General features: G+C 74.6%; 17 protein-coding genes. 6 read left to right on the forward strand and 11 right to left on the reverse strand.

Annotated features, from left to right (window positions below):
* Positions 1-63 precede the first annotated feature (63 nt).
* On the forward strand, positions 64-927 hold the full coding sequence (locus tag ACI2LY_RS05805) for a helix-turn-helix domain-containing protein (protein ID WP_404706039.1): 864 nt from the start codon (positions 64-66) through the stop codon (positions 925-927).
* A 58-nt stretch (positions 928-985) separates the two neighbouring features.
* Here ACI2LY_RS05805 and ACI2LY_RS05810 read toward each other — a convergent pair whose 3' ends face one another.
* The 3 genes from ACI2LY_RS05810 to ACI2LY_RS05820 all read right to left on the reverse strand — a co-directional run bounded on the left by ACI2LY_RS05810 (position 986) and on the right by ACI2LY_RS05820 (position 4,095).
* Entirely contained in the window at positions 986-1,411 is a 426-nt protein-coding gene (locus ACI2LY_RS05810; protein ID WP_030809452.1) for an OsmC family protein, read from the reverse strand.
* A gap of 118 nt (positions 1,412-1,529) precedes the next feature.
* Entirely contained in the window at positions 1,530-3,584 is a 2,055-nt protein-coding gene (locus tag ACI2LY_RS05815; protein WP_404706040.1) for a phage holin family protein, read from the reverse strand.
* Between the two features lie 79 nt (positions 3,585-3,663).
* Positions 3,664-4,095 carry a hypothetical protein gene (locus ACI2LY_RS05820; RefSeq protein WP_404706041.1) on the reverse strand — a complete coding sequence of 144 codons (432 nt, stop codon included), beginning with the start codon at positions 4,093-4,095 and terminating at the stop codon, positions 3,664-3,666.
* A gap of 84 nt (positions 4,096-4,179) precedes the next feature.
* Between ACI2LY_RS05820 and ACI2LY_RS05825 the strand changes: the two genes are divergently transcribed.
* Entirely contained in the window at positions 4,180-4,953 is a 774-nt protein-coding gene (locus tag ACI2LY_RS05825; RefSeq protein ID WP_404706042.1) for an MBL fold metallo-hydrolase, read from the forward strand.
* Between the two features lie 14 nt (positions 4,954-4,967).
* Complete coding sequence (locus ACI2LY_RS05830; RefSeq protein WP_404706486.1) at positions 4,968-5,594, forward strand: DedA family protein; 627 nt, start codon at positions 4,968-4,970, stop codon at positions 5,592-5,594.
* Here the strand turns inward: ACI2LY_RS05830 and ACI2LY_RS05835 are convergent.
* The 4 genes from ACI2LY_RS05835 to ACI2LY_RS05850 form a co-directional block, all read right to left on the reverse strand.
* Positions 5,545-6,699 carry an MBL fold metallo-hydrolase gene (locus ACI2LY_RS05835; protein WP_404706043.1) on the reverse strand — a complete coding sequence of 385 codons (1,155 nt, stop codon included), beginning with the start codon at positions 6,697-6,699 and terminating at the stop codon, positions 5,545-5,547. The genes ACI2LY_RS05830 and ACI2LY_RS05835 overlap by 50 nt on opposite strands.
* Complete coding sequence (locus tag ACI2LY_RS05840) at positions 6,696-7,952, reverse strand: aminotransferase class I/II-fold pyridoxal phosphate-dependent enzyme (RefSeq protein WP_404706044.1); 1,257 nt, start codon at positions 7,950-7,952, stop codon at positions 6,696-6,698. The genes ACI2LY_RS05835 and ACI2LY_RS05840 overlap by 4 nt, the downstream gene beginning before the upstream one ends.
* Before the next feature lie 187 nt (positions 7,953-8,139).
* A complete protein-coding gene (locus ACI2LY_RS05845; RefSeq protein WP_404706045.1) occupies positions 8,140-8,652 on the reverse strand; it encodes a hypothetical protein in 513 nt (170 codons plus the stop codon).
* Between the two features lie 159 nt (positions 8,653-8,811).
* Complete coding sequence (locus ACI2LY_RS05850; RefSeq protein ID WP_364811254.1) at positions 8,812-9,054, reverse strand: DUF6158 family protein; 243 nt, start codon at positions 9,052-9,054, stop codon at positions 8,812-8,814.
* Between the two features lie 141 nt (positions 9,055-9,195).
* Between ACI2LY_RS05850 and ACI2LY_RS05855 the strand changes: the two genes are divergently transcribed.
* Together ACI2LY_RS05855 and ACI2LY_RS05860 are read left to right on the forward strand one after the other, a co-directional pair.
* A complete protein-coding gene (locus tag ACI2LY_RS05855) occupies positions 9,196-10,692 on the forward strand; it encodes a bifunctional phosphatase PAP2/diacylglycerol kinase family protein (RefSeq protein WP_404706046.1) in 1,497 nt (498 codons plus the stop codon).
* 66 nt (positions 10,693-10,758) lie between these two features.
* The gene (locus tag ACI2LY_RS05860; RefSeq protein WP_404706047.1) at positions 10,759-11,580 is read left to right on the forward strand and encodes a methyltransferase domain-containing protein; all 822 of its coding nucleotides are present in this window, start codon (positions 10,759-10,761) and stop codon (positions 11,578-11,580) included.
* Positions 11,581-11,627: 47 nt separating this feature from the next.
* On the opposite strand, the gene ACI2LY_RS05865 is transcribed toward ACI2LY_RS05860, so the two are convergent.
* Positions 11,628-13,472 (reverse strand): transketolase, encoded by a 1,845-nt coding sequence (locus ACI2LY_RS05865; RefSeq protein ID WP_404706048.1) that lies wholly within the window; start codon positions 13,470-13,472, stop codon positions 11,628-11,630.
* Positions 13,473-13,730: 258 nt separating this feature from the next.
* Here ACI2LY_RS05865 and ACI2LY_RS05870 point away from each other — a divergent pair, with 258 nt between their 5' ends.
* Positions 13,731-14,081 (forward strand): VOC family protein, encoded by a 351-nt coding sequence (locus ACI2LY_RS05870; protein WP_404706049.1) that lies wholly within the window; start codon positions 13,731-13,733, stop codon positions 14,079-14,081.
* Between the two features lie 19 nt (positions 14,082-14,100).
* On the opposite strand, the gene ACI2LY_RS05875 is transcribed toward ACI2LY_RS05870, so the two are convergent.
* Genes ACI2LY_RS05875 through ACI2LY_RS05885 form a run of 3 tightly spaced genes read right to left on the reverse strand, consistent with a single transcriptional unit; the run spans position 14,101 to position 17,552 of the window.
* The gene (locus ACI2LY_RS05875; protein ID WP_404706050.1) at positions 14,101-14,646 is read right to left on the reverse strand and encodes a GNAT family N-acetyltransferase; all 546 of its coding nucleotides are present in this window, start codon (positions 14,644-14,646) and stop codon (positions 14,101-14,103) included.
* A gap of 33 nt (positions 14,647-14,679) precedes the next feature.
* A complete protein-coding gene (locus ACI2LY_RS05880) occupies positions 14,680-15,603 on the reverse strand; it encodes an LD-carboxypeptidase (RefSeq protein WP_404706051.1) in 924 nt (307 codons plus the stop codon).
* Positions 15,600-17,552: a prolyl oligopeptidase family serine peptidase gene (locus tag ACI2LY_RS05885; protein WP_404706052.1), complete on the reverse strand. Its 1,953-nt coding sequence runs from the start codon at positions 17,550-17,552 to the stop codon at positions 15,600-15,602. Before ACI2LY_RS05885 ends, ACI2LY_RS05880 begins: the two co-directional genes overlap by 4 nt.
* Positions 17,553-17,564 lie beyond the last annotated feature (12 nt).

Below are 17,564 nucleotides of genomic sequence, written 5' to 3' on the forward strand. Positions count from 1 at the left end.
TGTGCGGCTGACCTCCGCGTGGCACACTGCCCGCATGCGTCGGCGGGCAGGGGAGGGTGAGGCGTGAGTGAGCGGCGGGCCGCTCCCACCGTGGGTCAGGTGGTGCTCGGCAGGCGGTTGCAGCAGTTACGGGAGTCGACCGGGCTGAGCCGGGACGAGGCGGCACGGGTGCTCCGGGTGGCCTCGGCGACCGTACGGCGGATGGAGACGGCCGAGGTCGCGCTGAAGATCCCGTACGTGCAGGCGCTGCTGGCGGCGTACGGGGTGGGCGAGGAGGAGGCCGCCGCGTTCGTGCGGCTGGCCGAGGAGGCCAACCAGCCGGACTGGTGGCAGCGCTTCCACGACGTACTGCCGGACTGGTTCAGCCTGTATGTGAGCCTGGAGGGCGCCGCCCGCCTGATCCGCTCCTACGAGCCGCACTTCATCCCCGGCCTGCTCCAGACCGAGGCGTACGCGCGGGCGGTGCTGGAGGCCGGGACGATCGGGCAGCACGGCCCGGAGACGGTGGAGCGGCATGTGACGCTGCGCCTGGAACGGCAGCGGCTGCTGGAGCGGGAGGACGCCCCGCACCTGTGGTTCGTGATGGACGAGACGGTGCTGCGGCGTCCGGTGAGTACCCGGTCCGAGGTGATGCGCGACCAGCTGGACCGGCTGCTGGAGTACGCCGACCGGGACCGGATCACGCTCCAGCTCGCGGAGTTCACGGCGGGCCCGCATCCGGGGACGTACGCCCCCTTCACCCTGTTCCGGTTCGCCGAACGGGAGCTGCCGGACATGGTGTTCACCGAGTATCTGACCGGCGCGCTCTACCTCGACTCGCGCGACGAGGTGGCCGCGCACCTGGAGGTGCTGGACCACATGACGGCGCTGGCCGCCTCCGCTCAGCGCACCCAGAAGCTGCTGCGGGAGTTCCGCGAGAGCCTGTGACCGGTGCCGCGCCCCTCAACCCCGAGGACGCGACGCGGCACCGGAAGAGCCACAGGCTTCAGGCCAGCTCGGCCGTGAGGCTGATGTCGGTGCCGGTCAGGGCCTGGCTGACCGGGCAGTTCTTCTTGGCGTCCTCGGCGGCCGCGCGGAAGCCGTCCGCGTCCAGGCCGGGGACCTCGCCGCGCACGGTGAGGTGGATGCCGGTGATGCCCTCGCCGGGCTGGAAGGTCACGTCGGCCTTGGTCTCCAGCCGGGTGGGCGGCGTGCCCGCGCCGGTCAGGCCGTGCGACAGCGCCATGGAGAAGCAGCTGGAGTGGGCGGCGGCGATCAGCTCCTCGGGGCTGGTGCGGCCGTTAGCCTGCTCGGCGCGCGACGGCCACGACACCGGCTGGGAGCCGATGCCGGAGGAGTCGAACGTGACGGTGCCGCTGCCCGACAGCAGTTCGCCTTCCCAGACCGTGTGTGCGGTGCGCGTGGTAGCCACGGTGGTTCCTTTCGCGTGTGTTCCGGTTCCGGTGTCCCGGTGCTCCGGTTTCTCGTGCCCCCGTACCCCCATCCGATCACATCCGAGGTCACGGCACCGTGAGGACCGGCCCGCGTGCTCAGGCCGCCCGGCGTTCGGGGTCCACGTCGAGCGGTACCTCGGGGCCGTTCAACTCGCTGAGCCAGCGGCGCAGTACGTCGTGCACGCGCTCGGCGCCGGAGAGGGCCTCGTCGTCCTCCTCGGGCACGGAGAGGGTGAGCGGGGAGAGCAGGAAGGGGCGGGACTGGGCGCCGCCGAGGCCGCCGTGGGAGCCGATCTGCTCCTCGAAGGCGTGCACGTGGCCGCTCGCCGGGTCGTGCCAGGAGTTGACCATGATGTCGGCGGTGTGCGGGAAGGCGTGGGCGCGGCGTACGGCGTCGGCGGCGCCGGGGCCGAAGCGGGCCAGCGGTCCGGGCCGCTCGTCCAGTTCGGCGAGCGGGATCTCGGTGCCGCAGGGGCCGAGGACCACGCCGTCGTGCTCGGCGCTGCGGACCAGCAGGAAGCCGATGCCGGGGTGGTTGGCGAGGGTGGGGAGCAGCGCCGGGTGGCGGGCGTCGATCTCCTCCTTGGTCATCCGGTGCGGGACGTCCGGGAAGGAGACCAGGCCGAGGTTGCCGGAGGCGAGGACGACGGGTTCGGAGCGCGGCGCGGGCCCGCTCTCCAATTCGCCCCGGCCGAGGGCGGCGCGTACGGCGGCGCGGGCCTCGGCACCGCTGGGGGTGCGTCCGGCTCCGCGTGGGACGGGCAGTCCGCTTCCGGCGCGGACGAGGTCGGTGAGGGTGAGGCCGTAGCGGGAGCGGAAGGTCTCACCGGGGCTCTGGCCGTGGTCGGAGAGGACGACCAGGCGGTAGGGGCGCGGGGCGTGCTCGGCGGCCTTCTCGATCAGGGCGAGGGAGCGGTCGAGGCGCCTCAGGACCTTGCGGGCGTCGCGGCTGTCGGGTCCTGAGTGGTGGGCGACCTCGTCGTAGGCGACGAGGTCGGCGTAGACGGCGGTGCGTCCGGCGAGGAGGTCGCCCATGACGGCGGTGACGACCACGTCCCGTTCGACGACGGTGGCGAAGGCGCGGACGAACGGGTAGAGGCCGCCCCGGCCGACGCGCGGGTGTTGTCCGGCGAACCGGGCGCGGGTGGACTGGCCTATCTCGCGGCCGATCTCGGCGAAGAAGGACAGCGCGGTGCGTACCGCGTTGGCGGGGTCGGAGAAGTAGGCGAAGTACCCGGCGCGGGAACGGTTCTCCCGGCCTCGGCGGCGGGTGGCGATGGACAGGACGAGGGCCTGTTCCCCGGCGCCGCCGCTGAACAGGTTGCCGCGGCTGGCGCCGTCGACGGCGAGCAGTCCGGCCTCGCCGGTGCGGGCCATGGCGCGGCGCTGCAACTCGGCGGCGGAGGTGGGCCGGTTGCAGACCATGATCTCGCCGCGGTCCTTCTCGTACCAGCGGAAGGCGGGGACGTCCCAGGTGCTGCCGTGCAGGATGCCGAGCTGGCTGGCGCCGGTCTGGCTGGACCAGTCGGTGCGCCAGGCGGTGAGCCGGTGGGTGGGCGGGATGATGCCGTCGGCGGCGAGCCAGCGGGCGACGGTGGGCATGAGGCCGTCGCGGACGGCGGCGGTGAGCACGTCGTGGCCGACGCCGTCGAGTTGGACGCAGACCAGGCCGGGGGTGCTCGCGCAGGGCAGGGTGGCTCGTCGGCGGCGGTCGGCCAGGCGGAGCAGGCGGCGGCGGTAGGCGTCGTCGTCGCGTACGGCGAGCGCGCCTCCGGTGGCGGAGGCGACGGCGGACATCACGGCGGCGACGATCACGGCGGTCTCGGGTGCCACCTCGCCCCGGCCGGAGGGGTTGACGCGCAGGGCGAGCAGCAGCAGGGAGCCGTTGAGGAAGAAGACCAGCAGGCCGAGGAAGAGCGCGGGCACGAGCAGCAGCATCCGCACCAGTACCGGCCAGGCGAGCGCCGACAGCAGGCCGAACGCCCCGGCTCCGCAGGCGGCGGTGACGGCGATACGGGTGGCGCTGTCGCCGTCGGGTGACTGGAGCCGGAAGTCGGGGAGGAGTCCGGCGAGTACGAGCATGGTGAGTGTGGAGACCGCCCACACCGTGACGCTCCGACCGATCTGACCGGCAACCCGCCGCCACCGCACGCCCCGCGCACCTCACGTCCCGGCCCGCCCCACGGAGCCTGCCCCCACCTTGTCACACCGGCCGGACGTGCCGGACGGCTTACTTGCCGTCGTATCCGGCCGTCGGCATCGAGAGCCGCCGGTGCACGCGCGCCTTCATCCGGGCGTCGTACGCGGGTTCGGCGCTGCCCACGGTCTCGACGCGGACCCCGCGGCGGGCGCATTCGGCGGTGAACTGCTCCGCCGAGGACAGCGCGCGTGCCAGGACCCTGAGGCTGGGGGCGACGAACACGTCCACGCCGGGCCGCATGCCGTCCCACAGCGCGCCGTGGTCGAAGCGCAGCCCGCCGACGAGGAGTTCGCGCGCGATGACATAGCCCTGCTCGGCGGCCCAGCGGGCGCACATGGCGTGCTGGCTGCGGGAGTCGACCAGGAAGGGGTCGGCCTCCAGCTCCTCCAGCGGGGTCAGGCTGGCGATGGCGGTGATCCGTACCGTCGCCGCACCGGCCGAGGCACCCTGTAACGGTCCCATGGCGTCCCCTCACCTCCGGGTTTCGCCGCCGACCCTACCGCTGCCCGTAGGCTTCGGGGGAGTCGCGCGGCGGAGGTGAGGGTAGTGCCGGTGGAGGTCACCTGGTGGGGTCACGCCACCTGCACGATCGAGGACTCGGACACCCGGGTGCTGACCGACCCCTTGTTCGCCTCCCGGCTGGCGCATCTGCGTCGCCGTAGGGGCGGTCCGCCGCCCGCCGGAGCCCGCCGTGCCGACGCGGTGCTGGTCTCGCATCTGCACGCCGATCATCTGCATCTGCCCTCGCTGGCGGGGCTGGCGCCGGGCACCCGCCTGCTGGTGCCGCGGGGCGCGCGGCGGGCGGTGCCGGGACTGCGTCGGCTGCGGGGGTTGGAGATCACCGAGGTGGCGCCCGGTGACGAGGTACGGCTCGGGGAACTGCGGGTGCGGGTGGTGCCCGCGCTGCACGACGGGCGGCGGCTGCCGTTCGGCCCGCACCGCTCCCCCGCGCTCGGCTATGTGGTGGAGGGCGAGGCGCGCACCTACTTCGCCGGGGACACCGGGCTGTTCGACGCGATGGCCGAGGAGGTCGGGCCGGTGGATGTGGCGCTGCTGCCGGTGGGCGGCTGGGGGCCGAACCTCGGTGAGGGGCATCTGGACGCGGGCCGGGCGGCGCGGGCGCTGGCCCGGCTGGCGCCGGGCTGGGCGGTGCCGGTGCACTACGGCACGTACTGGCCGATCGGGATGGACGCGGTGCGTCCGCACGAATTCCACGCGCCGGGCGAGGAGTTCGTGCGGCTGGCGGCCGAGGCGGCGCCGAAGGTGACGGTGCACCGGCTGGGGCACGGGGAGGGCGTACGGCTGGAGGTCGGCCGGTGAGATGCGTGGGGGGTGTGGCGGTGCTGGCCGCCGCCGTGACGACCGGGGTGCCGTTGGGGCCGTCGCAGCAGGCGTTCGGGTATCCGTCGCTGTTCCTGCTGGTGTTCGTCGGGGCGTTGATACCCGTGGTGCCGACGGGGGCGCTGGTGAGTACGGCCGCGGTGGTGGCGGTCCATCGGACGGCGCCGTTCTCCCTGGTGCTGGTGTTCGTGACGGCGTCGCTGGCGGCGTTCCTGGGGGACGCGGCGCTGTACTGGCTGGGGCGGCGGGGGCTGGGCTCGCGGAGCGGATCGCGCTGGCTGGAGGCGCTGCGGTCGCGGGCGCCGGAGGAGCGGCTGAACCAGGCGCGGGAGAAGCTGGCCGAGAACGGGGTGACGGTGCTGGTGCTGTCCCGGCTGATACCCGCGGGCCGGATTCCGGTGATGTTGGCGTGTCTGCTGGCCGAGTGGCCGTTGCGGCGTTTCGCGCGGGGCAACCTTCCGGCGTGCCTGGCGTGGGCGCTGACGTATCAGCTGATCGGCATTCTGGGGGGTTCGCTGTTCGCCCGGCCGTGGGAGGGCGTGCTGGCGGTGGTGGTGCTGACCGTGCTGGTCAGTGCGGCTCCGGGGCTGGTGCGCCGGGTGCGGGGCGGGGAGCGGTAGTACGCGGGTCCGGTTCCAGGACCCGGGAGGCGCCTACGGGCAGGTCCCACAGGTCGGTGCGGGCGAGGCCCGCCTTCTCCCAGGCCGCGCGGACGCGGGTGAGGGGTTCGAGCACCGGTTCGGCGGAGAGCACGAAGGTCCCCCAGTGCATGGGTGCCATCCGGCGGGCGCCGAGGTCGAGGGTGGCCCGCACGGCTTCCTCCGGGTCGCAGTGGACGTCGCTGAGCCACCAGCGGGGGTCGTAGGCGCCGATGGGCATCAGGGCGAGGTCGATGCTGGGGTAGCGGCGGCCGATGCGGCCGAACCAGTGGCCGTAGCCGGTGTCGCCCGCGAAGTAGAGGCGCTGTCCGTCGCGCGCGGTCATCACCCAGCCGCCCCACAGACTGTGGCAGGTGTCGGTCAGGGTGCGCTTGGACCAGTGGTGCGCGGGCACGAAGTCGAAGCGCACACCGGAGAGTTGGGCGCCCTCCCACCAGTCCAGTTCGGTGACGTGGGTGAACCGCCTGCGCCGGAACCAGCGTCCGAGTCCGGCGGGCGCGAACACCGGTGTGTGGCGCGGGAGTCGGCTCAGGGTGGGGGCGTCCAGGTGGTCGTAGTGGTTGTGGCTGACCACGACCGCGTCGACGGGCGGCAGGCTGTCCCAGGCGACGCCGACGGGGGTGACGCGGGCCGGGGTGCCGAGGATGCGGCGCGACCACACCGGGTCGGTGAGCACGGTGAGTCCGCCGATCCGCACCACCCAACTGGCGTGCCCGGCCCAGGTGACGGCGAGGGTGTCGGCGCCCACGCGGGGCAACGGGCCCGGCTCGTACGGGAGTCGGGGGATTCCGGCGAGGCCCTCGGGGTCGGGGCGTACGGCGCCCTCGCGGGCGAAGCGGGCCATGGCCTTCCAGCCGGGCAGCGGCGCGGTGAGCCGGTCGTGGAAGGTCCTCGGCCATACCCGGTGCTCGCCCAGCGGGCGGGGTTCGGCCAGCGGCGGGGACGCGGGCGCGAGCGGGGCGTCGACGACCACCTCGGGCGCGGCGTCCGCCGGTCCGGGGGCGCTCGGCGGGGGTGTGGTGGTCGTCGTGGCGGTGGACCCGGGCTCATGCGTCTGCTGCGTCATCGAGGGGGCTCCCGTCGCACGGTGTCGTCACGGAGTTCGTCGAGGACCGACCCCAGGGAGAGCAACGCGTCCCGGGTGTACGGCAGTTCCGTCGGGTCGGGCGAGGTGAGCGCGGCCTCGCGCTCCTCGTCCGTACCGCCCAGCAGCGGGCCGGTGGACAGTCGTACGCGCAGGGCGCCGAGGTCGTCGCCGAAGCGGTGGCCGCCGGGCGTGGGCATGCCGAGCCGGGCGGTGAGGAAGTCCTCCAGTTCCTGCGCGTCCCCGACACCCCGGGCGGCGAGGGGCTCGCGCAGTGGGCCGAGGTCGGCGTAGAGGTGGCGGCCCGCCTGCGGGGGCGTGGCGAGCGCGCCGCCCGCGAGGACCGTGCGGTGCGCGGCGGCGGCCAGGCGGGCGTGCAGCCGTACGGCGGCGTCGCGGCGGGCGGTGACCGGCTCGGGTTCGTCGAGCGCGTACTGGGCGGCGGCCGCGACGGGGGCGGCGAGCCGGGCGCCGAGCGCGGTGAGCACGTCCAGCACGCGGGCGTGGGCGTCCTGCCCGGCCGCGGTGTCCGGGAAGCGGGCGACGGCGGCGGGCCAGCCGACCGGGAGCAGCGATCCGGCGAGGTCGGCGACGACGGTGACGTGGTCGGGCAGCATCTCGGCCGGACTGACCAGGACCGTGTCGTGCGGGTGGTGCCGGGTGTCGCGCCAGGTCTCGTCGCTGATCAGGTGCAGGCCCTCGGCGGCGGCCGCCTCCACGGTCTCGTGCAGCAGTTCGGGCGGCGGGACGGCGGCGGTCGGGTCGTCCGCGACGGACACCACCAGCAGCCGGGGGTCGCCGCCCTCGGCGCGGACCCGGCGGACGGTCTCCAGCAGGGCGTAGGGGTCGGGTATGCCGCCGCTCCCGGCCGGGGCGGGCACCGGGAAGAGGCGTCTGCCGAGCAGCCGGGCGCTGGGCGCCCACCAGGCGGCGCGGGGGCGGGGCGCCAGGATGTCGCCGTGGTCCCCGGCGAGCGCGGCGGTGAGCGCGAGCAGCAGCGGGGGTGCGCCGGGGGCGAGGGTCACGCGGTCGGGGGTGCAGGGCAGTCCGCGCCGGGTCCAGTAGCCGCAGGCCGCTTCCAGCAGGGCCGGGATGCCACCGGCGGGCTGGGCCTCGCCGTGGTGGTCGGCGGCGGCGAGGCGGGCGGCGAGTTCGGGGAGGACGGGCAGGCCGTCGGCGGGGAACGGGGGGCCGTAGCGGACGGGGCCGTGGCCCTCGGGTTCCCTCCGCCGCATGTCCGCCTCCGCGCGGTCCGTGTGCCGAATCCCCTGTGTCCCTGGTGTACCTGGTGTCTCGTGCCGTGTGGCGGGTGCGCGGGGTGCCTGCTGGTGGTGCCCTCGGGAAGGTGTGTACCCGGCGAACGGCCCGGCATGGCTCGCGTCCGGCGTCGTCCCGGTCACGGCGGTCTTCCGGTGCCCGCCGTCAGCGCCCGGCCGGACGTCTGCGGCCGAACACCCGGTAGCCCGCGCCCGCGGCCGCCGCGGCGATCAGCGCGCCGCCCGCGGCGAGGGCGGGCACCGAGTCGGTGAAGGTGCCTCCGGCGCCCGCCCGCACCCCGTGCTCGATGGTGGGCGGGGCGTCCTTCGCCGGGCCGGAGTCCCAGTCCTGGCCGTCCTCGTCGCCGTCCTCCCGGACCGGGTCGTCGCCGCCCTGCCCGGTCTTCCCGGCGGAGCCGCCCGCGCAGCCTTCCGCGCCGTTCCACGCCGGGGCGGTGGGGGCCTTGCCGCCGGGGTCGGGCGCCGCGCTCAGGTACGGCGCTCCGGGCACCGGGCGCGTCCCGGTGCCCTCGTACGACGAACCGGGCGACCGGGACGCCGACGCGGCGGGGTCCTCGCAGGGGGCGCCGGGCTCGGCCGACACGGCGGGCCCGGCTATGGCGAGCGTGGCACCGGCCAGGGCGGCGGCGGTGGAGAGGGCGCGTACGGTGCGGCGCATGGGGCGGGCTCCTCGGCGGTACGGCGGTCGGGGCACGCGTTCCGTGCCCTCGCTGCCATCAGAGCCCCCCGGGCGCCGCCCCGCGCGCGGCCGGACCCCATTCGCGGGACACGGACGACACCCAACGGGTGACACCGGCCCCCGGAGCCCGCTCGGACGTCATGCCTCCCCCGGCTCCCCGCAGCCCCGTTCGCGGGCGCCTTCGCGGGTGCGGGCCGCGCTGACCAGGCGGCGCGGGTTGCGGCGGAGGTACTCGCCCTCCAGCTGGGCCATGCGTTCGTTGTGGGCGCGCAGGGCGTCGTTCGAGCCGTACAGCAGGGTGTCGTGGCGTGTGCGGTGGATCGTCTCCAGCTCTTTCATGAGCTGCTGGTCGTCCAGTCGGCTGGGGTCGACTCCGGTCATGGTGGTACCCCCGCTCGTGGTGTCCGCGGTCCTGAGGTCCACTGTACGAAGATCCCGCTCCCCCGGCCTCCGCGCGTGCCGCCCGCGCGCGTACCCGGGCGGGGGCACAAGAAAGGCGCGCTTCGGGGTAGAGGGTCGAGCATGAGCGCAGATGTCGACCTCACCGCTGTCCCGGCCACCGGCCGCAATGTCCTGCGGCGGCTGCTCGCGGCCGACGCCCGCCTCTTCGAGGTGGCCGCCGAGCGGAACTGGCCCGGCGCCCAGAAGGTGCTGCCCCGCCTGAGCCGGAGCGCCAACCACGGTGTGCTGTGGTTCGCTGTGGCCGGTGCGATCGCCGCGACCCGCACCCCGCGGGCACGCCGGGCGGCCGTGCGGGGGCTGGCCTCGCTGAGCCTGGCCTCGCTGACCGTCAACACCCTCGGCAAGCGGTCGGTGCGCCGCTCCCGGCCGGTGCTGGACTCGGTGCCGCTGTCCCGGCAGCTGAAGCGGCAGCCCATCACCACCTCCTTCCCGTCCGGCCACTCCGCGTCGGCCGCCGCGTTCGCGGCCGGGGTCGCGCTGGAGTCCCCGGCGTGGGGTGCGGCGGTGGCGCCGGTGGCGTTCTCGGTGGCTACGTCGCGGGTGTACACCGGTGCGCACTTCCCCAGCGATGTGCTGGCGGGTGCGGCGCTCGGGGTCGGGGCCGCGTTCGTGGTGCGGAAGCTGGTGCCGACGCGGGCGGCGGCCCGCCCGGTGGCCCGGCCGCGGGCGGACGCCCCGGCGCTGCCGGACGGCGAGGGCCTGGTGATGGTCGCCAACCGCTCGTCGGGCACCGCGGACCGGGTGAGCGCGCTGCACGACGCGCTGCCCCGGGCGGAGATCGTGGAGTGCGAGCCGGAGGAGGTCCGGGCCGAGCTGGACAAGGCGGCGGCCCGTGCCCGGGTGCTCGGGGTGTGCGGCGGCGACGGCACGGTGAACGCGGCGGCGGAGGTCGCCCTGCGGCACCGGCTGCCGCTGGCGGTGCTGCCCGGCGGCACCCTGAACCACTTCGCGTACGACCTCGGTGTGGAGGACGCGGCCGATCTGGCCGCCGCCGTCCGCGCGGGCGAGGCGGTGCAGGTGGACGTCGGCGAGTTCACCGCCGACGGCCGTTCCAGCGTCTTCCTGAACACCCTGAGCCTCGGCGTCTACCCGGAGCTGGTGCGTGAGCGCGAGCACTGGTCGCCCCGGATCGGCGGCTGGGCGGCCGGGGTGCTGGGCGCGGTGAAGGTGCTGCGCGCCGACCGGCATCCGCTGGTGGTCGAGGCGGGCGGCAAGCGGCATCCGCTGTGGATGCTGTTCATCGGCAACGGCGTCTACCGCCGCAGCGGCCTGGGCGCCGGGCGCCGTACGGAGCTGTCGGACGGGCCGCTGGACGTGCGGGTGGTGCACGGCAACGGCTGGCCGACGCTGCGTCTGCTGGCGGCCGCGGTGGCGGGCCCGCTCAGCCGGTCCCAGGGCCACGCGGCGGTGCAGCTGGGCCGACTGCGGCTGTCGGGCCTCGCGCCGGGCACCCCGCTGGCGTACGACGGTGAGGTCACGTCGGTGTCCGGCACGGTGATCGTGGAGAAGGTGCCGGAGATCCTGACGGCGTACAGCCCGCACCCGAACGTGGCCTGACGGTGCGTCAGTCCGTATCGCGGAACGGCGGTCTCAGCATCCGGGTCGCGGGCGTACCGTGACGTCATGCCGGAGACACGCGAGACCGCCGTCTACACGCACGGGCACCACGAGTCGGTGCTGCGTTCGCACACCTGGCGCACGGCCGCCAACTCGGCCGCCTATCTGCTCGGTTCGCTCGAACCGGGCATGCGCGTCCTCGACATCGGCTGCGGCCCCGGCACCATCACCGCCGACCTCGCCGCACTGGTCCCGGAGGGCCGGGTGACCGGCGTCGACCGCGCCCCCGGCATCCTGGAGCAGGCCCGTGCCACCGCCGAGGGCCGGGGTCTGGGCAACGTGGACTTCGAGGTGGCCGACGTGCACGCCCTCGACCATCCCGACGGCGCCTTCGACGTGGTCCACGCCCACCAGGTGCTCCAGCATGTCGGCGACCCGGTGGGTGCGCTGCGCGAGATGGTCCGGGTGACCCGGCCCGGCGGGCTGATCGCGGTGCGCGACGCGGACTACGCGGCCATGGCCTGGTACCCGGCCGTGCCCGGCCTGGACGACTGGCTGGACCTGTACCGGCGCGTCGCGCGGGCCAACGGCGGTGAACCGGACGCCGGTCGGCGGCTGCGGAGCTGGGCGCTGGCGGCCGGGCTGAGCGACGTCACGGCGACCTCGGGCACCTGGACGTACGCCACCCCCGAGGAACGCGCCTGGTGGAGCGGGCTGTGGGCGGACCGTACGCTCGCCTCCGCCTACGCCGACCGCGCGGTGGAGGGCGGCCACGCCACGCCCGAGGAACTGCGCGCGGTGTCCGACGCGTGGCGGGAGTGGGGGCGGCGGGAGGACGGCTGGTTCGCCGTCCTGCACGGCGAGATCCTGTGCCACAAGCCCGCCTGAACACGACGGCGGGCGCCGCGTGAGCGACGCCCGCCCTCGCACAGTGCCTAGCTCACCACGGCCTCGCCGACCAGCAGCCGGGCGGTCGCCGCGATGTTCGCGGCGTCGATCCCGGCCGCGTGCAGCTGCTCGTCGGGCGTGGCGGAACCCGGCATCATCCGGACCGCGAGGCGGACCAGGCGCGGTACGGGACGCCCGTCGGTGAAGGCTTCCACGACCGCGTCGCCGATGCCGCCCTCCTCATGGTGGTCCTCGACCGTCACCAGGCAGCCGGTGTCGTCGGCGGCCCGGCGCAGCGTCTCCACGTCGACGGGCTTGACCGAGTAGAGGTCGATGACCCGGACCTTGATGCCCTCCTCGGCGAGCTGGTCGGCGGCCGTCAGCGCCTCCTGCACGGTGACCCCGGCCGCGACGACCGTCAGCCGGTCCTCGTCGCCGGAGCGGAGCACCTTGCTGCCGCCGACGGGGAACTCCTCGTCGGCGTCGTAGATCACCGGGCTCTCGCCGCGCGAGGTGCGCAGATAGCGGACGCCGTCCAGGTCGGCCATGGCGGCGACGAGGCGGGCGGTCTGGTTGGCGTCGCAGGGGTAGAGCACGGTGGAGCCGTACACGGAGCGGAACATGGCCAGGTCCTCCAGGCCCATCTGGGAGGGCCCGTCCTGCCCGATGGCCACGCCCGCGTGCGAGCCGACCAGGTTGATCCCGGCGTCGCTGATGGAGGCCATGCGCACGAAGTCGTAGGCGCGGCTGAAGAAGGCCGCGAAGGTGGACGCGTACGGCAGCCAGCCGCGTGCCGCCATGCCGACGGCCGAGGCGACCATCTGCTGCTCGGCGATGTAGGACTCGAAGAACCGCTCGGGGTGCTCCTCGGCGAACACGCCGGTGCGGGTGGAGTCGCCGACCTCGCCGTCCAGGGCGACGACGTCGCCGCGTGCGGTGCCGAGGGCGGCGAGGGCCTTGCCGAAGGCGTCGCGGGTGGCGACCTCCTCGCCCTTGTCGAAGCGGGGCAGCTTCAGCGGCTCGTGGGCGAGCTTCTCGGGGCTCGCGGCGGGCGGCTGGCTGACGTGGACCCGGATGTCGCGGCGGCCGCCCAGCTCCTCGATGGCCGCGTCGGCGTCGGGCAGCGGCTTGCCGTGCTTGCCCTCCTTGTCCTCCACGGCGGCGACGCCCTTGCCCTTGAGGGTGCGGGCGATGATCGCGGTGGGGCGGTCCTTGGTGGACTCGGCCTCGCTGTAGGCGCGGTCGATGGCGGCGACGTCGTGGCCGTCGATCTCGATCGTGTGCCAGCCGAACGCCTGGAAGCGGCGGGCGTAGGCGTCCAGGTCGTGGCCGTGCCGGGTCTCGCCGCGCTGGCCGAGCCGGTTGACGTCGACGATGGCGGTGAGGTTGTCCAGCTTGTCGTACGCGGCTGCCTCGGCGGCCTCCCAGATGGAGCCCTCGGCCAGCTCGCTGTCGCCGCACACCACCCAGACGCGGTAGTCGGAGTGGTCCAGCCGCTTGCCCGCGAGGGCGATGCCGACGCCGACCGGCAGGCCCTGGCCGAGGGAGCCGGTGGCGGTCTCCACCCAGGGCAGCCTGCGCGGGGTCGGGTGACCTTCGAGGCGGCTGCCGAGCTTGCGGAAGGTGAGCAGTTCGGCGTCGTCGATGGCGCCGGCCGCCTTGAAGACGGAGTACATCAGCGGGGACGCGTGTCCCTTGGAGAGCACGAAGCGGTCGTTGGCGGGATGGTCGGGGCGTTCGAAGTCGTAGTGCAGATGGTTGGCGAGCAGGACGGCCAGCAGGTCGGCGGCGGACATCGAGGAGGTGGGGTGTCCGGATGCCGCGGCGTCCGCCGCCCGTACGCTGTCCACCCGCAACTGCTGACCGAGTTCGGCGAGTTCGTCGTTGTTCATGGGTCTCCTTTCCGCGGTCCGAGGCGACTCGGACGGTCCTCGGCACACCGGGCGGGCTGCCCGGCCCCCGACGGGCCGCGACTCGTCACGCTGGGTGACCGGCCGTGGGCGCCCCGGTGGTGCGGTTCGTCCGAGGTCTTCCGCGTAACCGGGGTGACGGCACCCAAACCCCCTTCACGTCACCCGGCCGCCGCGCACGCCCCCCGAAGCGGGCCGACGGCCTGTGCGCTCCGGTCCGCCCCAACTAGGCTCGTCCGTATGGAGATTCTTGGCGCCACCCTGCGCATCTGCGTCGACGACCTCGAAACCGCGATCCCGTTCTACGAGCGGCTGGCGGACGGCACGGCCCTGCGCTTCGAGCGCGGTGGCGTACGGGTCGCCGCGATCGGCTCGTTCCTGCTGATGAGCGGGCCGGAGGCGGAGCTGGAGGTGCTGCGCAAGGTGACGGCGACGATCGCCGTGAAGGACGTCGAGGAGGCGCACCGGCTGCTCTCGGCTCTGGGCGCGCAGATCATCGCGGGCCCGGTGCCGACGCCGGTGGGCCGGAATCTGCTGGTGATGCACCCGGACGGCACGATCCTGGAGTACGCCGACCAGTCGGGGGCCTGAGCGGGCGCGGGGCCCTGGATCAGCCCCGCATCTCCGCCGTGAGCGCCCAGCGTTCGTGGTCGCGCCATTCGCCGTCGACCCGGAGCATGGCGGGCGAGAACCCCTCCAGCCGGAACCCGGCGCCGCGCGCGAGGGCGATGGACGCGGTGTTGCCGGGCTGGACGTTGATCTCCAGCCGGTGCAGCCCGAGCGGCCCGAAGGCGTACCCGATGACCAGGTCGAGCCCCTCCCGCATCAGCCCCCGCCCGGCCGCGTGCGCGAACGCCCCGTACCCGAGCGCCCCGCACTGGAAGCCGCCCCGGACGATGTTGTTGATGTTGACGAACCCGGCGATGTCCCCGCCGTCCTTCTCGCACACCAGGAACCCGGCCCGCGCCGCGTCCCCGATCAGGCGTCCCGCGTAGTCGCCGTACGCCTCCTCACTGTCGGGCATCACCAGCCACGGCCGGTGCAGCTCCTTGCTCTCCCTGGCCCGCGCGGTGAACTCACCCCCGTCCTCCATCCGGAACCGTCGGACGGCCACCCGGGGGCCCTGGGCGAGGTAATGGGGCGCGGTGTGCGGCATCCGGCCAGCCTACGCCCGGCTCTTGACCGGAAGTCAGCGCAGCGCGGGCTCCTCCAGGGTCAGCGTGCCCGTGTCCGCGTCGAGTTCCGCCGCCAGGCCGAAGGGGATCGTCAGGGCGTCCGGATTGTGGCCGAAACCGGTGTTCTCGAGGACCGGGACGCCCAGGGGGGTGAGGCGGTCGGTGAGCATGGGGCGGAGGGTGTCGTAGGGGTCGCAGTCGTGCCAGGAGCCGAGGAGGACGCCGTGGACGCGGTCCAGCCAGCCGGAGCGGAGCAGCTGGGTGAGGTAGCGGTCCAGGCGGTAGGTCTCCTCGCCGACGTCCTCCAGGCAGAGGAGGCCGCCCGCGGCGGAGGGGCGGGCGTGCGGGGTGCCGAGTTCCGCCGCGAGGAGGGAGAGGCAGCCGCCGAGGGTGGTGCCCCGGGCGCGGCCGGGGACGAGGGGTGTGCCGTCGGTGGCGATCTCCTGGACCTTCTCCGGGGTGAAGAGGGTCGCGTGGAGGTGGTCGCGGGCGCGTTCGCTGCCGATGAAGTCGGTTCCGGCGGCCATCGGGCCGTGCAGGGTGACGAGGTCCAGACGGGTGGCGAACGCCTCGTGCAGGGCGGTGATGTCGCTGAAGCCGACGAACACCTTCGGTCCGGCCGCGCGCAACGCCTCCCAGTCGAGCAGGTCCACCATCCGCTGGACGCCGTAGCCGCCGCGCGCGCAGAGCACCGCGTCGACGGAAGGGTCGCACCAGGCCCGCTGGAGGTCCTCGGCGCGGGCGGCGTCGGTGCCCGCGAGATAGGTGAACTGGCCGTGCCGGTCCAGCACATGGGGTGCGGCGACCGGGTCGAGGCCCCAGCCGCGCAGGATGTCGAGGCCCGCGAGCAGCCGTTCCTCGGGGACCGGGCCGCTGGGCGCGACCACGGCCACCCGGGCGCCGGGGGCGAGCCGGGTGGGGCGCTTCAGTTGCTTCACGTGTCCAGCTCCAGTTTCGGGACGCCGGGCAGGTCGAAGCCGAACACCTGCGCGTAGAGGGACAGTTCGGCCTCCATCGCGCGGACCATGGTGTCGGCGCGGCGGAAGCCGTGGCCTTCTCCGGCGAAGGCCAGGTAGGCGTGCGGCACGCCCCGACCCGCGACGCGCTCCAGGAAATGCTCGCACTGCTCGGGCGCGCAGATCACGTCGTCCAGCCCCTGGAGGAGCAGGAAGGGGGCGGTGAGCTGGTCGGCGCGGTTGGCGGGCGAGCGCTCGGCGTAGCGTTCGGGGACCTCGGCGAAGGGGCCGACCAGGGACTCCAGGTAGCGGGACTCGAAGTCGTGGGTGCGGCCGGGGCCCCAGGTGGTGAGGTCGAGGATCGGGTAGCTGATCGTGCCGCAGGCGTAGACATCGGTGCTGGTCAAGGAGGCCGCGGTGGTCCAGCCGCCCGCGCTGCCGCCCCGGATCGCGAGCCGGTCCCGGTCGGCCGTGCCCTCCTCGGCCAGCGCGAGGGCCACGGTCGCGCAGTCCTCCACGTCGACCACGCCCCACTGGTGCCGCAGCCGCTCGCGGTACTCGCGCCCGTACCCGGTGGAGCCGCCGTAGTTGACCTCGGCGACGCCGATGCCGCGTGAGGTGAAGGCGGCGATGGCGACGTCCAGCACGAGCGGCACCCGGCTGGTGGGTCCGCCGTGCGCCCAGATCACGTAGGGCGGCAACTCGTCCTCGGGGCCGGTGATTTCGGGGTGCCGTGGCGGATAGACGTGCGCGTGCACCTCGCGGCCGCCAGGCCCGGTGAAGGTGCGGACCTCCGGCTCGGGGTAGTACGCGGGGTCGACGGGGTCCCGGTGCCGGGCGCCGACCGTGCGGGCGCGGCCGGTGCCGGTGTCCAGCTCGATCACCTCGTACCCGGTGCGCGGGCTCGCCCCGATGGCCGCGACCCGGCTGCCGTGGGCGGCGAGGGAGGACGCGAACTCGGTCCAGGGACCGGCCGCGTCGGCGATCTCACCGGTCTCGGAGTCGAGTATCCCGAGCACGGCGGCCCCACGCCCGTGCAGCACCGCGAGCAGCCCGTCGGCCAGCGGGACGAACCAGCGCTGGCCGGGCTTCCACAGTGGCCCGCCGAACTCCTCTTGGCGCGGGCACAGCGGTACGCCGTCCCGGTACAGGTTCCACCAGCCGCCCCGGTCGCTCGCGTACAGCAGCCGCCCGTCCGGCGCCCACTCCACCTGGGCGATGGCCTCGTCGTCGCCCCCGGCGACCGTGCGGACGTCCCGGAAGCGGCCGTCGTCGCCGATCTCCGCGACGAGCAGTTCGGTGCCGTCCCAGGGCATCCGCGGATGGTCCCAGGCGAGCCACGCGGCCTTGCGCCCGTCGGGGGACACACGGGCGCCGGTGACGAACCGGTGCCGCTCCTCGACGAGTTCACGCACGGCCGACCGGTCCTCGGCGGCCGAGCCGTCCAGCGGTACGGCGGCGAGCACGCGTCGCACGTCACCGCTGTCCTCGCCGGTGAACTCCTCCAGCACACAGCGGACTTCGCTGCGCTCGGGGTCCAACTCGAGCTCGGCCCAGCGCAGTCCGCCGCCGACCGACGAGAGCGGGGTCAGCGGGACCGGCTCGCTGCCGGGCTCGTAGCGGTAGAGCCGCTGGTCGGCGAAGTGGGTGAAGACGACCAGCGGCCGGTCCGCGCCGGGGGCGGCGGTCCAGGGGCGGCCGCCGTACTCGTGGACGCGGTTGCGGACGTTCCACGGCGGCGGCAGCACCGGCTCCTCGGCGCCGTCGGCCGTACGGCGCACCAGGGCGCGGCGGCCGCCCTCGGCGGGCCGCGGTTCGGTCCACCAGACCTCGTCCCCGACGAACCCCACCCACTCGGGGTGTCCGTCGTGCGCGGCGGCGAGCGCCGCGTCGATCGGCGACGGCCAGGAACCGTACGGCTGGACCTGCATCTCTTCCCCCAT

It is taken from the genome of Streptomyces sp. NPDC002176, from assembly GCF_044903645.1.
Lineage (GTDB): Bacteria > Actinomycetota > Actinomycetes > Streptomycetales > Streptomycetaceae > Streptomyces.

Excerpts from the sequence above, each read along its gene's own strand:
- ACI2LY_RS05820 (WP_404706041.1), bottom strand. The coding sequence starts at position 4,095 with ATGGGACCGTTACAGGGTGCCTCGGCCGGTGCGGCGACGGTACGGATC.
- ACI2LY_RS05835 (WP_404706043.1), bottom strand. The coding sequence starts at position 6,699 with ATGACGCAGCAGACGCATGAGCCCGGGTCCACCGCCACGACGACCACC.
- ACI2LY_RS05840 (WP_404706044.1), bottom strand. The coding sequence starts at position 7,952 with ATGCGGCGGAGGGAACCCGAGGGCCACGGCCCCGTCCGCTACGGCCCC.
- ACI2LY_RS05845 (WP_404706045.1), bottom strand. The coding sequence starts at position 8,652 with ATGCGCCGCACCGTACGCGCCCTCTCCACCGCCGCCGCCCTGGCCGGT.
- ACI2LY_RS05850 (WP_364811254.1), bottom strand. The coding sequence starts at position 9,054 with ATGACCGGAGTCGACCCCAGCCGACTGGACGACCAGCAGCTCATGAAA.
- ACI2LY_RS05855 (WP_404706046.1), top strand. The coding sequence starts at position 9,196 with ATGAGCGCAGATGTCGACCTCACCGCTGTCCCGGCCACCGGCCGCAAT.
- ACI2LY_RS05860 (WP_404706047.1), top strand. The coding sequence starts at position 10,759 with ATGCCGGAGACACGCGAGACCGCCGTCTACACGCACGGGCACCACGAG.
- ACI2LY_RS05865 (WP_404706048.1), bottom strand. The coding sequence starts at position 13,472 with ATGAACAACGACGAACTCGCCGAACTCGGTCAGCAGTTGCGGGTGGAC.
- ACI2LY_RS05870 (WP_404706049.1), top strand. The coding sequence starts at position 13,731 with ATGGAGATTCTTGGCGCCACCCTGCGCATCTGCGTCGACGACCTCGAA.
- ACI2LY_RS05875 (WP_404706050.1), bottom strand. The coding sequence starts at position 14,646 with ATGCCGCACACCGCGCCCCATTACCTCGCCCAGGGCCCCCGGGTGGCC.
- ACI2LY_RS05885 (WP_404706052.1), bottom strand. The coding sequence starts at position 17,552 with ATGCAGGTCCAGCCGTACGGTTCCTGGCCGTCGCCGATCGACGCGGCG.